The sequence below is a fragment of the Acidovorax sp. LjRoot129 genome (assembly GCF_964253765.1).
In the GTDB taxonomy this organism is placed as follows: Bacteria; Pseudomonadota; Gammaproteobacteria; order Burkholderiales; family Burkholderiaceae_C; genus Acidovorax.
The window spans coordinates 925,140-939,980 of sequence record NZ_CAXUSE020000001.1; the positions used below are offsets into that span (position 1 = coordinate 925,140).

12 protein-coding genes are annotated in these 14,841 nt (G+C 66.0%); 8 read left to right on the plus strand and 4 right to left on the minus strand.

Features of this window, described 5'->3' with window-relative positions:
* The 4 genes from ACSQ3Q_RS04300 to ACSQ3Q_RS04315 all read right to left on the minus strand — a co-directional run bounded on the left by ACSQ3Q_RS04300 (position 1) and on the right by ACSQ3Q_RS04315 (position 4,995).
* Positions 1–1,263 carry a YjgN family protein gene (locus tag ACSQ3Q_RS04300; protein WP_436133175.1) on the minus strand — a complete coding sequence of 421 codons (1,263 nt, stop codon included), beginning with the start codon at positions 1,261–1,263 and terminating at the stop codon, positions 1–3.
* A 316-nt stretch (positions 1,264–1,579) separates the two neighbouring features.
* Complete coding sequence (locus ACSQ3Q_RS04305) at positions 1,580–2,365, minus strand: rRNA pseudouridine synthase (protein ID WP_436133176.1); 786 nt, start codon at positions 2,363–2,365, stop codon at positions 1,580–1,582.
* Between the two features lie 195 nt (positions 2,366–2,560).
* Positions 2,561–4,240, minus strand: a complete 1,680-nt coding sequence (locus ACSQ3Q_RS04310) for an MBL fold metallo-hydrolase (RefSeq protein ID WP_436133177.1) — start codon at positions 4,238–4,240, stop codon at positions 2,561–2,563.
* Positions 4,241–4,284: 44 nt separating this feature from the next.
* On the minus strand, positions 4,285–4,995 hold the full coding sequence (locus ACSQ3Q_RS04315) for a glutathione S-transferase N-terminal domain-containing protein (RefSeq protein WP_436133178.1): 711 nt from the start codon (positions 4,993–4,995) through the stop codon (positions 4,285–4,287).
* 144 nt (positions 4,996–5,139) lie between these two features.
* Here ACSQ3Q_RS04315 and dapF point away from each other — a divergent pair, with 144 nt between their 5' ends.
* The 8 genes from dapF (at position 5,140) to ACSQ3Q_RS04355 (ending at position 14,833) form a co-directional block, all read left to right on the plus strand.
* Positions 5,140–6,033 carry a diaminopimelate epimerase gene (gene dapF / locus ACSQ3Q_RS04320; protein WP_436133179.1) on the plus strand — a complete coding sequence of 298 codons (894 nt, stop codon included), beginning with the start codon at positions 5,140–5,142 and terminating at the stop codon, positions 6,031–6,033.
* Positions 6,030–6,719 carry a DUF484 family protein gene (locus tag ACSQ3Q_RS04325; protein ID WP_436133180.1) on the plus strand — a complete coding sequence of 230 codons (690 nt, stop codon included), beginning with the start codon at positions 6,030–6,032 and terminating at the stop codon, positions 6,717–6,719. The genes dapF and ACSQ3Q_RS04325 overlap by 4 nt, the downstream gene beginning before the upstream one ends.
* A gap of 195 nt (positions 6,720–6,914) precedes the next feature.
* Positions 6,915–7,889, plus strand: coding sequence for a tyrosine recombinase XerC (locus tag ACSQ3Q_RS04330; protein WP_436133181.1), 975 nt, complete (start codon positions 6,915–6,917; stop codon positions 7,887–7,889).
* A gap of 265 nt (positions 7,890–8,154) precedes the next feature.
* Positions 8,155–8,823, plus strand: a complete 669-nt coding sequence (gene lepB, locus ACSQ3Q_RS04335; protein WP_436133182.1) for a signal peptidase I — start codon at positions 8,155–8,157, stop codon at positions 8,821–8,823.
* 329 nt (positions 8,824–9,152) lie between these two features.
* Positions 9,153–9,257 (plus strand): hypothetical protein, encoded by a 105-nt coding sequence (locus ACSQ3Q_RS04340; protein ID WP_436136937.1) that lies wholly within the window; start codon positions 9,153–9,155, stop codon positions 9,255–9,257.
* Positions 9,258–9,876: 619 nt separating this feature from the next.
* Complete coding sequence (locus ACSQ3Q_RS04345; RefSeq protein ID WP_436133183.1) at positions 9,877–12,312, plus strand: hypothetical protein; 2,436 nt, start codon at positions 9,877–9,879, stop codon at positions 12,310–12,312.
* Positions 12,313–12,365: 53 nt separating this feature from the next.
* Entirely contained in the window at positions 12,366–13,601 is a 1,236-nt protein-coding gene (locus ACSQ3Q_RS04350; protein ID WP_436133184.1) for a class I SAM-dependent rRNA methyltransferase, read from the plus strand.
* A 164-nt stretch (positions 13,602–13,765) separates the two neighbouring features.
* The gene (locus tag ACSQ3Q_RS04355) at positions 13,766–14,833 is read left to right on the plus strand and encodes a CobW family GTP-binding protein (RefSeq protein WP_436133185.1); all 1,068 of its coding nucleotides are present in this window, start codon (positions 13,766–13,768) and stop codon (positions 14,831–14,833) included.
* The last annotated feature ends 8 nt before the right edge of the window (positions 14,834–14,841 follow it).

The following is a 14,841-nucleotide window of genomic DNA, read 5'->3' on the forward strand; positions in this document are numbered from 1 at the left end:
TCAGCCGATGAGGTCAAGGCCCGCCGCATCGGCCAGCGCATCGCCCAGGCCGCCTTGTTGCTGGCGCACCATGGCACCGGCGACCTGGTCCACGCCGCCCTTGACGTGCAGGGTCACGGATTCGAGCTTCATGCGGTATTCGCTCACACGGGCAAACGGCCGGTACAGGCCGAAGGTGAGCAGCGTGAGCAGCATGTTCTTGATGCGCAGGCCCACATAGCGGCCGGTGCGCAGGTGGCACTTGAAACGCGCCACATGGCTCACGCCGGTGTTGTTCCACTGCAGCTGAAACATGCGCGCCTCGCGGTAGGCGCGGGCTGGGGCAGACGCCAGGAACAGCATGAAGATGCCCACCACGAAGCCGACAATGATCGCCACGATGAGCCACAGCCCCATGCGCTCGCTGCGCGACGCGAACAGGGCGATGGAGCTGCCCGCGACCACGCCGACCAGGGCCGAGATGCCCACCACGCACAGGACGAACACCAGCACGGTGGCCAGCCACACCTTCACAAAATCCATGTACACCGGCTTCCAGCGGCCGCGCTCGGCGCCGACCTGGGCCTTGAGCACCAACAGGCTCTTGTAGTTGTACTCGAGGCGGATGAAACACAGCACCGTGAGCACCAGGCCCAGCCCCAGCAACCCGCCCATGGCGGGGGTAAAGCGGGGCAGTGCCTGCTTGACGTCTTCGTCCTCCATGGCGTCCAGCGCCTGCGCGAGTTCAGGAGACAGCGCCTGCATGCCAAAGAACACCCCAAACCACACCAGCGCCAGCGCAAACATGGGCCAGCTGGCGATGTAGACCTCTTTCCAGCTCGCGGTGAACTGCAGCCGCAGACCGCGCCAGCGCGTGGCCCCCAGCCGAAAGCGCATGGCACGGCCCCAGATCAGCGGTGAGAGCAGGGCGCCGGTCAGCAGGAACACGCCCACTGCGGCGTCCTGCCCGGTGTTGGCGGCGATGTTGTAGGCGATGGTGAGCAGCGTCAGCAGCACAAAACCCATCACCATCTTGCGCTGCTGCGCGGTGAACTCGAGCGGGCTGCCGGCTACGAGCGTGTGGCTGTAGAAATACTGCGCCGTGCGGCGCCGGGCCCAGGGCGTGTAGATGCCCAGCGTGATGATGGACAGCAGCACGTTGACGATCCACACCCTGAAATACTCGCCACCGCTGCCGGTGAATTCGAGTGGATGCGCATCGATTTCCTGCGGCATGAAGGTCGACATCGGTCCTGCCGCGTCGCCGGTCTTGTTTTCGTTCATGAACTCACTCCCTCCTGAGTGGCAGGCAGTGTAGCAGCGGCCTGCGAACGAAAATTTCAAGCCAAAACGGCCTCTAGCGCTTGATCTGTAAGCGCTATTAGCTATATATTTTGTAGCAATCTATCTAGGCAGCGCCGCTCGGCAAACTGGTGAGGCCCGGGGCAGTGCACCCGCAGAGCTGGCTTCACCAAGCCACCGGAGCCCTCCCCGTCCGGGGCTGAGTGGTCCGAGGCTCCAGCCTGCGTGCGCAGGCTTGGACATACCGAAGAGGCCGTGCCTCAGGCTCTGCCACAGAGCCGCACAGCCGCTCAGGGGGTCAGAACTTTTCCCAAGGCTGCAGATAGCGCCACTGGCCCTCGGGCACCTTGGACAGCGGCACCCGCCCGATGCGGATGCGCTTGATCGCCACCACCGACAGGCCCACGGCCTCGCACATCGCAGGGATCTGGCCAGGCCGGATGCCCTTGAGCGCAAAGCGCAGCTTGGTTTCGCTCTGCCAGCTCACCTTGATGGGCGGCAGCGGCCGGCCGTTGAAGGTGAGGCCGTGGCACAGGCGCTGCAGGCCATGCGGGGCGATCTCGCCTTTGACCTCCACCGTGCATTCCTGCTCCAGCGATTCGATGTCTTCGGCCAGCTTGCGCGCGATGCGTTTGTCCTGCGTGTAGACCACGAGCCCGCTGGCTTCAGTGGGCAGGGGAGTGAAGCATTCGAGCTGCTTGAAATGGCGCTGCAGCACACGAATGCCCGAGGCGTCTTCCGCCAGGTGCGACGCGGCGCCCAGCAGCGTGGTGGCCGGTGTGGCGCCCTGGCTGCGGCTGGCGTGGGCCGCCTGCCCGGCGGGCATTCCCAGGCCCGCTTCAAAGCCCGCTGGCTTGTGCAGCAGCAAGGTCACCGGGGTCAGCTCCAGCAGGCTGGCATCGGGGTCCACCGTCACGGCCTGGTCGGGGCGCACGCGGGCACCGGGGGCTTCCACCACCTGGCCCTCCACGCTCACAAAGCCGCCTTCGACGAATTGCTCGGCCGTGCTGCGCGAACAGTTCAGTTGGTCGGCCACGCGTTTGGCCAGGCGGATGTGGGTGGGGTCAGGGTTCTTGTCGGTCATAGGGGTATGGCTCGGTTCAGGAGGAATGCCACTGGGAGAGCGGTGCGGCATTTCCTTCAATGGTCGATCTGCGTGCGCTGATCTTGAGGCAAAGGACCCAGCAAACCCGTTCGTGCTGAGCTTGCCGAAGCATTGCGCGGCGCTTCGACGGGCTCAGCGTGAACGGTTTGTGGGGGGAGCGTAAGCGGTTTCGTGTCAGTCATTCCCGGGCTGCAGCGAGCGGATGCGTTCCACATGCGCCAGCAGCGAACGTTGGGCCACCGGCCACATGCGCTGTGGTACGTCGTCGTAGGCGTGGCGCACCCAGTCTTCCATGCTGCCCGCTGGCAGCGCCTGCATGGCGGCCAGCACCTTGGCCTCGCGCGCCAGGCGGTGGGCCTTGAGACGGGCAATCGCGCCCCGTGCATCGCCCAGAACATAGCCGTGCGCAGGCAGGATGAACTCCACGCCGTGCTGCGCGCAGACCGCGTCGAGCCGGTCGAGCGAATCCAGGTAGTCGGCCATGTTGCCGTCCGGCGGGTCCACCACCGTGGTGCTGCCGTTCAGGATGTGGTCGCCGCTGAACAGCAGGGCGTCTTCCACCAGCAGCAGGCACAGGTGGTTGGCCGCATGGCCGGGCGTATGGATGACCTGCAGCGTATGGGTAATTTCGCCCGCTGGCGCTTGCCCTGTCAGGGTCAATAGCTCATTTTTTTGTAGCACCCTGTCTGGCGTGAACACACTGGCCGCGCGCGCCGTGGGTGCGGACGGCAGGCCCAGGATGGGCGGCGGCGCCTTGCCCGCCTGCACGCACAGCGCCTGCAGCGGCGCCGCGCCCGGCGAGTGGTCGGCGTGCGAATGCGTGCACACGATCATGCGAATGTCGCCACCGGCTGCGCGCCAGAGCTTGTCCAGGTGCTCCAGGTCGGCCGGGCCGGGGTCGATGGCGATGAACCCGGTGGCCGGGTCGCCCACCAGGTAGCTGTTGGTGCCGGGCCCGGTCATCGCGCCCGGGTTGGGCGCGGTCAGTCGCTGTACGTTGCGCAGCAGCGGCACGGGCTGCGCGGTCTGCCAGTCGAGCGCGTGGACGATCTGCCCGTCGGGGCACACTAGCGCCAGTTCGCCGTAAGGCGTGTCGCTTTCCATGTAGCGCGCCTCCTTGCCGGCCAGGGTGCCCGCGCGGGGGCAACTGGTCCACAGCGGCTGCTCGTCGGCCAGCGCATCAAACACCGCCTCCGTGGTCTTGAAGGTGGCCAGCCGCTGCAGCGTGCGCACGGTTGGAAAGATCATGAAGAACTGCCCCGCCCCGTGCCGCGCCAGCGCATCGGCCGGGCGCACCCACACGGGCTCGAACTGCTCGGCTTCGTCGGCCACGGGCTCCTGGCCTTCAGGCATCCGGGCCACCAGAAAGGGCACATCGAAGCGGCGTGGCAGGTCGCGGTCGGTCGTCCAGTGGGCCAGCAGGAACACGCTGTCGGCCGCGAGCCGCAGGCCGCGTGCGCTGCATTGCTGGGCGAAGGGCTGGTGGCGGTCGATGGCGGCGATGTCGGCGGCATTGGCCCAGCGTCCATCGGCGGCATGGCGCGCCAGCAGCACGCCCAGCTCTTCGAAGCTCTCGCGGATGGCGGCGATGGCCTGTGTCAGATGCAGGTCGCTCTGCGTGGGGCGGCGGTCGGCGGACGCGTGGGTGCTGGGTGCAGCGTCCAGCGCGTCGATGCCGCCGCCGGGGAAGACGTACGCGCCCGGCGCAAAGCTGGCAGTGGCCGAGCGGCGCGTCATCAGGACTTCAAGGCCCCCCGCATCGCCCAGCGCATCGCGCAGCAGCAGCACGGTGGCGGCAGGGCGGGTGGCGACGGGTTCGCGGTGGGGGTGCAGTTGTTGGCTGGTGCGGGGCATCGGGCGATTATCGAGGGGCGCCCGCCTGCGCGCCCGTACGGGGTTCAGCCGCGCGCCGGGATGTTCAAGCCCTTGGCGACAGCTGGGCGGTTCACAAAGCCAGCCAGCACGCGCTGGACGTCTTTGAACTGGTCGAATTCCACCAGGTCGCCCGCGCCGTAAAAGCCCACCAGGTTGCGCACCCAGGGCAGGATGGCGATGTCGGCAATCGTGTAGGTGTCGCCCATCACCCACTGGCGGCCTTTGAGGCGCTCGTCCAGCACCTTCAAGAGGCGCTTCGATTCCGCCACATAGCGGTCGCGCGGGCGCTTGTCTTCATAGTCCTTGCCGGCAAATTTGTGGAAGAAACCGAGCTGGCCAAACATCGGGCCCAGGCCGCCCATCTGCCACATCAGCCACTGCAGGGTCTCGTAGCGGCCGGCGGTGTCCTGCGGCATCAGCTGGCCGGTCTTGCTGGCCAGGTACACCAGGATGGCGCCGGATTCGAACAGCGCCAGGGGTTGGCCGTCGGGCCCGTTCGGGTCCAGGATGGCCGGGATCTTGTTGTTGGGGTTGAGCGACAGGAACTCGGGCGAGGTCTGGTCGTTGGTTTCAAAGCTGACGAGGTGCGGCTCGTACGGCAGGCCCAGTTCTTCCAGCGCAATCGACACCTTCACGCCGTTGGGCGTGGGCAGCGAATACAGCTGGATGCGCTCGGGGTGCTGGGCGGGCCATTTGCGGGTGATGGCGAAGGCGGAAAGATCGGACTGGGGCATGGGGATTCATCCTTTCAAAGTGAGCGGCCGGGCGCGCGGCCAGGCAAAACAAGCGCGCAAGCCTAAACCGGCGCATCAACCGTTGCACGGCGAGGGCATTGGCCGCAGGCCCGTGGCGGGGGCGCACCGACGATAATCCGGCGGATGCAGATTCGCTTCACCAAGATGCAAGGCGCAGGCAACGATTTCGTCGTGCTCGACGAAACCTCCGGGCCGCTGGGTCTCACCGCCGCCCAATACCGCTTTCTGGCGGACCGCCACTTCGGCGTGGGGGCGGACCAGATCCTCACTGTGCGCCCCCCCACCCCCAATGCGGCGGCTGAGGGCATCGACTTCGAATACGTGATCCACAACGCCGACGGCGGCGAGGTGGAGCAGTGCGGCAACGGCGCCCGTTGTTTTGCGCGCTTCGTGCACGACAAGGGCCTCACGGCCAAGGACACGATCCGAGTGCAAACCAGGAGCGGCATCATCGCGCCCCGCCTCACGGGCGACGGCCGCGTGACCGTGGACATGGGCCGGCCAGAGTTCGAGCCGGCCAAGGTGCCGTTTGATGCGGTGGGCCTTGCGCCGGTGGAGCAGGGTTTTGGGCAAAAATGGCCTCTAGCGCTTGATACACAAGCGCAGTCAGCTACTGTTTTGATAGCGGTTGCCTCCATGGGCAATCCGCACGCTGTGCAGCTGGTGGACAACGTCGACACCGCCCCCGTCGCGCAGACCGGCCCGCTCATTGAAAACCACCCGCGCTTTCCGCAGCGCGTGAACGCTGGCTATCTGCAGATCGTGGACCGCGCCCATGTGCGCCTGCGTGTTTTCGAACGCGGCGTGGGCGAAACCCTGGCCTGCGGCACCGGTGCCTGCGCGGCCGTGGCCTCGGGCATCCGCCTGGGCTTGCTCGACCCCTCGGTGGAGGTCGAAACCCGGGGCGGGCGCCTCACCATTGCCTGGAGCGGCCAGGCGGCCGACTCTGTTTTCATGACCGGCCCGGCCACCACGGTGTTCGAAGGCCAGATCGACATTCCCGACACCCTCCTATGACGTCCCACATCCCACCGATCACCGAAGACGACATCGCCCAGTTTCTGAGCAACACGCCGGGCTTCTTCGAGCGCCACGCCGAGGTGCTGGCCAGCGTGCAGATCACGAGCCCGCACGGCGCGCGTGCCGTGAGCCTGCAGGAGCGCCAGGCCGAGATGCTGCGCGAGAAGATCAAGGGCCTGGAGCAGCGCATCATGGAAATGGTGCGCAACAGCCACGAGAACGCGTCCATCGCGCACAAGGTGCACCAGTGGACGAGTTCGCTGCTGGAGGTCAAGGACCCGTTCGACCTGCCCCTGGCCGTGGTGGAGGGCGTGCGCACCTTGTTTGATGTGCCGCAGGCGGCCGTGCGTGTGTGGGACGTGGCCGGCCCGTACATCGATGCCGATTTCACCCAGGGCGCGAGCGAAGATGCGCGCGCATTTGCCTCGTCGCTCACCATGCCGTTTTGCGGCCCCAACCTGGGCTTTGAGCCCGCCGGCTGGCTGGCGCAGGAGCCGGGTGAGCCGGCCCAGTCGCTGGCGCTGCTGCCGTTGCGCTCGGGCGCCATCGACAGCGCGACGCCGGCGTTTGGCCTGTTGGTGCTGGGCTCGCCCGATGCGCAGCGTTTTGACGCCACCATGGGCACGGACTTCCTGGCGCGCATGGCCGAGCTGGCCAGTGCGGCGCTGATTCGACTGAAGTAATGCTCCCCCCTGAAACGATGGAAGTGAACTCCCCCCTGAGTCGCTTCGCGCCTTCCCCCCTGAGGGGAGGCGCCACCCGTGGCCCGGCCAAGCCGGTTCCACGGTGGCGCTGGTGTGGGGCCGCGCCGGTTGCGGCCTGCGCGGTCACGGCTTAGAGCTTCACGCCTGCCGTTGTTCTGTTTGGCCGTTTCCACCATGCCCGACGCTGCGGCCACCTCGCCATTGCCCATCGACCCGCAGGTGCTGCGTTACTTGGAGCACGTGCGGGTAGAAAAACGGTTGGCCGACCGCACGCTCACGCTGTACACGTTGGACCTGGAGCGCCTTGCGCAGTTTGCGGCGGGTGTGAATCTGCCGCTGCTGAAGCTGACCAGCGCGCACATCCGCCGCTTTGTCGCCCAGATGCACAGCGCAGGGCGCAGCGGGCGGGGCATTGCGCTCATCCTGTCGGGCTGGCGCGGGTTTTTCACCTGGGCGGGGCGGCAGGGTTTGATCACGCACAACCCGGTGCAGGACGTGCGCGCGCCCAAGGCGCCCAAGCCCCTGCCCAAGGCGCTAGGCGTGGACGACGCGGTGCGCCTGGCCCAGTTCGACAACACCGGTGCCGACCCTTGGCTCGAGGCGCGCGATGCGGCCATGGTCGAGCTGCTCTACGGCTGTGGCCTGCGCGTGGGCGAGCTGGCCGGGCTGGATGCGATCCCCAACGCCGACACCCAGCGCCTGGGCCGCGGCTGGGTGGACCTGCAGGCCGGCGAGGCCCATGTGTTTGGCAAGGGCAGCAAGCGCCGCAGCGTGCCCGTGGGCCGCGCGGCCACGGCTGCGCTGCAAGCCTGGCTGGCATTGCGTGCCACGCCGTTTGGCGGCGAGGGCTCTGCGCGGCTCGACGCGGCGCTGTTCGTGGGCCAGCGCGGCGCCCGGCTCACGGCGCAGTCGATCTGGCTGCGCCTGCGCCAACGCAGCCAGCAGGCCGGGCTGACGACGCCCGTGCACCCGCACATGCTGCGCCACTCGTTCGCCAGCCACCTGCTGCAAAGCAGCGGAGACCTGCGCGCCGTGCAGGAGCTGCTGGGCCACGCCAACATCACCACCACGCAGGTCTACACGCGGCTGGATTTTCAGCACCTGGCCAAGGTGTATGACGCGGCGCATCCCCGGGCAAAGAAAAAGTAGCCCCCTGAGCGGCTGCGCCGCATCCCCCGGAGGGGGACGCACCCGGTGGCCTGGCAAAGCCAGTTCCACGGGTGCACTGGTAGGAGGCTCCGCGCGGGGGGAGCATTGCTTCCCAGAAGAAGACGCTCACGATGTCGCCGCGGACTGACGAACTGGCAGCGCGCCCATCAGCGCTTCTCGGGCGCCCGCCACGACGGAACCAAGATGCAACCCGACGTCTCCGAGCACAGTGGCGCCCGCTTTGGTGTGCCGTGGAGCTGTCCTCATGCGAAATTGGATCAAGTCGAACCGTGGGTTCATCGTGCTGCTGTTGTGCTTTGGCATCTTTCGCACTGCGGTGGCCGACTGGAACCCCATCCCCTCAGGCTCCATGCGCCCCACGCTGCTCGAAGGGGACGTGGTGTTCGTCAACCGGCTGGCCTATGACCTGAAGCTGCCCCTTACCGATGTCGTGCTGGCGCGCCTGGGCGAGCCTGAGCGCGGCGACGTCGTCACCTTCTCGTCGCCACGCGACGGCACGCGGCTGATCAAGCGCATCGCCGCCCTGCCGGGCGACACGGTGGAGATGCGCGACGAGGTGCTGTACCTCAACGGCGAGGCGGCGCGCTACGAGGCGCCCGAGTCCGTCACCGAAACCCTGGTCGAACTGGGCGCGCAGGTGCCCGCCACCCGCTGGACCGAACACCTGCAGGGCCACGAGCGCCGTGTGCAGTGGCTCGAGGGTGTGACCGCGCACCGCAGCTTCGGGCCCGTGACGGTGCCGCAAGGCCAATACCTGGTGCTGGGCGACAACCGCGACAACAGCGTCGATTCGCGCTACATCGGCTTCGTGCCACGCCATTTGCTCATCGGCCAGGCCCGCCGCGTGCTGGTGTCGGCCGACATCCTCACCAACTGGATGCCCCGCCTGGGGCGCATCGGGCACGCGCTTTAAAGAGCCTGTTCACGATCTCCCAGGGGTCGCGCAGCGGTCTTTGCCGGATGGGATGCAAAGCGCGTTGCGCAGCCAATAGCTCGGCTATTGGCAAGCGCCACAACGCCGCAGACCGCCCTCAAAGACCAATGCCCCAATGGTTGAAGCGAAATCGGGCCGATGAACTTGAGTGTTTGGCCCCCGCCTGCTTGCATGCGAGCGAGCCCCAACAGCAGCGTGGTTGGCGGCGTGGACGTGGGCAATGCGTCCGGGTACACCACCGTGCCTGGCGACAACGTAGCTTCATGTTCTTTTGCGTGACCCCAGTGGTGCCGGGGCTGTCTCCAGGCATGGAAGTCTGTTCGCCGGGCGTTCAGGTCAGTGCGGTGGCTGCAGCGTCTGCCGCCTCTATCCCGACGTTGTCTGAATGGGGGCTGATCATCTGTCGCTGCTGATCGGCGTGTTCAGCTCGGCTTCCCGCGACTTCGCCGGTAGAGGGCACTGCATGCAAGGGATCAAGCGCGGTGAACATGATAAAGCCCGCGGCGCTGGCCTGGGTGGCCGTGCTTTGAACTGAGCGGTCGGGCGCGTTTCGTCCGCCACCAGCCTTCGCAGTGGAGCCCAGTGCCTAGGGAGCCGGAGCTCAGCGCGCACCCTGTGTGCAACGTCCGCACCTTCACGGCGCCGCGCGTTGGACGACCTTGATCTGCTCGGGGACACCCCCAGGCCATGGGTAGCCGTCGAGAACGGCTGCATTTGCGCGTGTATGCCTGTGAACCCACAACCCCGATCATCGCGGCGAATCGCCACAAGGCGGAGGCACCACGGTCAACGGGGTGCGGACTTTCAGCTGATTGAAGGGCATCGGCCTTCGGCTCGAGGATCTTCGGGTGACGTGGCGATATCGGTATGCCGCTTGTCGTCCAGCCATGAAATGGAAAGTACATGTTTACCGCGTTGCGTCTTTTTTTTGTACTCACCCTTTGGTAGGGTGCGGTTCGATTGCCGGATGAAAGTTTGCCGGAAAATATGCTGAAACGACACACAGGGAGGGGCGCCCAGCGCCTGCAATGCATGGACGAGAACAAGAGGAGCGGACGGCAGGGGAGCGAGGCAGGGCGTTGGCTAGGTGCCATCCTTGCCATGGTGGTGCTGACAACCTTGGCAGGAGGTGGAGGGCTCTGGGCCCGGGCGAAGCTGCAGACTGTGGCCACCGCGAAGCCGGTGGATGTGACCGCACCGACAGGGCGCGCCATCGGCTACGTGGAGGCTTTCCGGCTGTCGGCAGGGGGCACGCTGCATATCCAGGGCTGGGCGGTCAGCCCGGACGTGGCGCGCGCAGTAGAGGTGTTTGTTAATGGCCGGTCGCAGGGCACTTTGCTCCTCGAGCTCTCGCGCCCAGATGTCGCCGCCGCGCACTCTGATCTGCCCGGATCGGCCGAGTCAGGCTTTAGTGGCGACGTCGTCATCCCGAGCCTGCGCCAGCGCATGGGATCCGTTGAAGTAGTTGTTGTGGACCGCAAGGGGCTCAAAACCACGCTGCTGCGTCAGTCCGTGTATCCGGACGACTACAGGACCCGCTGGCACGACCCTCTGCAGGGGCGAAGCCTTGACTCCAACGACGTTTTCTATTTCCCCATCGCCACCAGCCATGTAGGTGAAGGCGGCGCCGAGGGCATCCGCGAGACCTTCGCGCCCTATGAAAGTCGCACGGTCAAGGTCGGTATCCGCGTGCAGATCCTGTATATGCGCACCACCACCGGCGCCAGCGGTGACTACGCGTTTGACCCGGACTTCGCACTGGATAAGAAGTGCGGCGAGCGCTTCGTCGCAGAGGACAGCCTGAACCGCGTGATGCGTTTCGCCATCGAGCAGAAGATGCCCGTGCTGTTTACCCTCAACGCAGGGTTCTGGGCTGATGCCCCTTGTGACGCGCCGCAGTGGGACATCAACGATGTGCTGGAACAGGACGAGAACCTGTGCCAGTGGAACGAGAAGAACCAGGTGATGCCCGACAAGGCTCTGGCCGCGCAACCTGGCTCGTTCGATTCGCCGGAGCTCGGGCGTTCGCTCAGCCTGAACGTATTTGCCGAGCGTGCCCGCTTTTACAAACGGCGGAATCTACAGCAGGCTTCGGCCATCATCCAGCGCTTTGCGACTCAGCATCCCGATCTTTTTATCGGAGTAAACCTCGACCCGGACGTCTACATGAATCCGTTTTTTGAGGGGCGCCAGTGGTACGACTACAACCCCCAGACGCTGCGCCAGTTCCGCGATTGGCTGCAGGGCACTGGGGCCTACGCTGGCGCGGGCGGCCCCGGAGCGCCAGATCTTTCTGCCTACCGCCGCCAGCGCGTGCTGACGCTGGAAGATGTCAACAGACTGACGGGCAAGCGCTACGACAACTGGCGAGACGTGGACCCACCGCGCAAATTTCCCACGCAGGTGTCACAGTTTTGGAAGGACCCGTGGACGCAGGAATGGGAGCATTTCCGCCGTCACCTCGTCAAGCTGCACTATGACGAGCTGTCGCAGTGGGTCGCGCAGACAGGTGTGCCTGCAAACCGCATCTATTCCTCCCAGGGCTTCATGCCCCCGGGCGAGCTGATTGATCCATTTCCCGTGCGCCTGGATAGCCCGGCCAAAAACTATGACTCGGGTGGCATGTCGATCGAGGGTTCCGTGCCCGCGCAGGGACGCCTCGGGGCCATCATCTACGGCAACAGCGCCGTCAACGCCATCCGCATGGAGGGCCGCACGTCGCTCTTCTCCGAATTTCGGCGCTTCAGCCCGCAGTGGGCGGTGGTTGAATACAACACAGCGGATCTGTTGCACCCGCAACGCATGGCCCCCTACGACCAGGCCTACCGTTCTCTGCGGGACGTTTCGAACTTCGGCGCGCGTTTCATCTCCCCGATGGCCTGGAACGGCAGTCCTGGCGAGACTGCGGGCAGCAAAGGCTACGTCAGCTACACCTCGCTGCGCCGCACGCCGCTCGAAGAGGCCATCCAGCAATTCATGATGTCGCGCTATGACCTGCCGCGAAGCGCTCGGCTGTGGACCTTTGGCGCCGGCATGCACCGGGATACCGACCAGTGGCAAGCTGACGCGGGCGGACAGGCGTCCGCCACGGTCGAGGGGCTGCGGCTGCAACTCGGCGGCGATGGCCGCGTCAGCGTGGTTTCCCCCTCCGAGCTGGACGTGCGCAGCGGGGCGTTCGACGCGCTCATCGTGCAGGCAGAGGGCGGCGGCAATGGTTTGCAGCTGGGCGTGGACATGCAAGCTGAGGGCGGTGCATGGCAAGCCCTGGTGCTGGAGGCGCCGCTGAAGCAATGGCCGCGGGGCCCTGCGGGATTTCGCATCCCGTTCCCGGTGGAAACGGCTTTGGGTGCGCGTCCGTACGACCGTCTGCGCCTTGCGTGGCGCGGCCCGGCAGGCGAGGCTGTGGTTATTCGCTCTGTGGCTTTGTACCCATCGCGCCGCGATGCCTCTGCGCAGCCCGCGCGCTGACCTGTCGGGAGGTGGCGGGCCCGCGCGTGCCCCGCTCGGGGACAATACCAACCATGAAAACCCTCCGCCTTCGCCCTGGCAAAGAGCGCTCGCTCTTGCGCCGCCACCCCTGGATTTTTGAATCGGCCATCGCCAAAGGCGGCGGCGACAGCGGCGAGACCGTGCGGGTGGAGTCGCACGAAGGGCAGTTCCTGGCCTGGGCGGCCTACAGCCCGAGCTCGCGCATCCGCGCGCGGGTGTGGAGCTTTGACGAGGCTCAGCGCATTGATGCTCCGTTTTTCATCGCTGCTTGCGCACGTTCCATCATCGCCAGAGCCCGTTTTGATGTGCAAAGCGATGGCGTGCGCCTGGTGCACGGTGAATCCGACGGCCTGCCCGGGCTCATCGTGGACCGCTATGGCGACACTTTGGTGGCGCAGTTCACCAGCGCCGGCACGGAGCGCTGGAAGGATGTGATTGCCGACGCCTTGTTGCGCGAGACGGGTTTGGCCAAGCTGTACGAACGTTCGGACGCCAGCGTGCGCACCCTCGAAGGCCTGGAGCCTGCCACCGGCTGGCTGCGCGGCGGGCCCACGGGCGTGGGCGGCGACAGCGAGGGGCCCCCGCTCGAACTCGCCATCCATGAACACCAGTGGCGCCTGACGCTGAACATCGCCGAGGGGCACAAGACCGGCTTCTACCTCGACCAGCGCGACAGCCGCAAGCGTTTTGCCGACTATGCGCAGCGCCTGGGTTTCAAGCACGTGCTCAACTGCTTTTGCTACACCGGCGGCTTCAGCGTGGCCGCGCTGGCGGGCATGCGCGCGGCGGGCGCCGCGGCCGATGGGCATGTGACGTCGATCGATTCGTCCGGCCCAGCGCTGGAGCGTGCCCGCGCCCATGTGGCGCTCAACGGCTTCGATCTGAACCGCGCAAGCTTCATGGACGCGGACGTGAATGCCTCACTGCGCCAGTTCCTCAAGGAAGGGCAGCGCTTTGACGCCATCGTGCTCGATCCGCCCAAATTCGCACCCACCGCCGCGCACGCCGACCGCGCCGCGCGGGCCTACAAGGACATCAACCGGCTGGCGCTGCAGTTGCTCACCCCGGGCGGCGTGTTGTTCACGTTCTCGTGCTCGGGCGGCATCAGCGCCGACCTGTTCCACAAGATCGTTGCCTCGGCCGGCGCGGACGCGGGGGTGGACGGCTACATCCTGGAGCGGCTGGGCGGCGCGCCCGACCATCCGATGACGCTGGAGTTTCCGGAGGGTGAATACCTCAAGGGGCTGGTGGTGATGCGTAAATCTTGATGCTTTTTAGGGCCTGGCGCTTGATTGGTAAGGATGTGTAGCTATTAAAATAATAGCAATCCTGCCTGGCGCCTCTTGATTGCGTCGATAAACTCCCCATTTTCCCGGCTCACCCCCGCGGCCTGCCGCCGCGGCCGCTGCTGCCAACCACAAGGCCTTTTTCCATGTCCCTCATCCCTGTCACCATCCTCACCGGCTTTCTGGGCGCCGGCAAGACGACCTTGCTCAAGCGCCTGTTGTCGGAAGCCCATGGCCAGAAGATTGCCGTGATCGAAAACGAATTCGGCGAAGAGAACATCGACAACGACATCCTGGTGACCGAGTCCAAGGAGCAGATCGTGCAGATGAGCAACGGCTGCATCTGCTGCACCATCCGCGAGGACCTGCGCGAGACGCTGCAATTGCTGGCCGCCAAGCGGCGCAAGGGGCTGCTCGACTTTGACCGCATCGTGATCGAGACCACCGGCGTGGCCGACCCCGGCCCTGTGGCGCAGACCTTCTTCATGGACGAGGAGATCGCCGAGACCTATCTCATCGACTCCATCATCACGCTGGTAGATGCCAAACACGCCCCCCATCAGCTCAGCGACCGCCAGGAGGCGCGCCGCCAGGTCGGGTTTGCGGACCAGATCTTCCTGTCCAAGACCGACCTCGTGTCCAAGGACGAGACGGACGCGCTGATCCACCGCCTGAAGCACATGAACCCGCGCGCGCCCATCAAGGCCGTGCATTTTGGCGAGGTGCCGCTGGCAGAAGTGCTGGACCTGCGCGGCTTCAATCTCAACGCCAAGCTCGACATCGACCCTGACTTCCTCAAGGAGGAGGGCGATGGGCACGGCCATGACCACCACGACCATGACCATGAGCATGGCGAGCACTGCAGCCACCCGTCGCACCAGCACGAGCACGGACAGGGCCACCACCATCACCATGACGACGACGTGAAGAGCTTCGTCTACCGCTCCGAGCGGCCGTTCGATCCGGCCAAGCTCGAGGATTTTCTGGGGGCCATCGTCAATATTTACGGCCCGCGCATGCTGCGCTACAAAGGTGTGCTTAATATGAAGGGCACCGAGCGCAAGGTGATCTTCCAGGGCGTGCACCAGCTCATGGGCAGCGACCTGGGCCCGCAGTGGGCCGAGGGCGAGCCGAGGTTGAGCAAGATGGTCTTCATCGGCATTGACCTGCCCAAGGACATCTTTTTGCAGGGCCTGGAGCAAAGCCTGGTCTGATCACCACC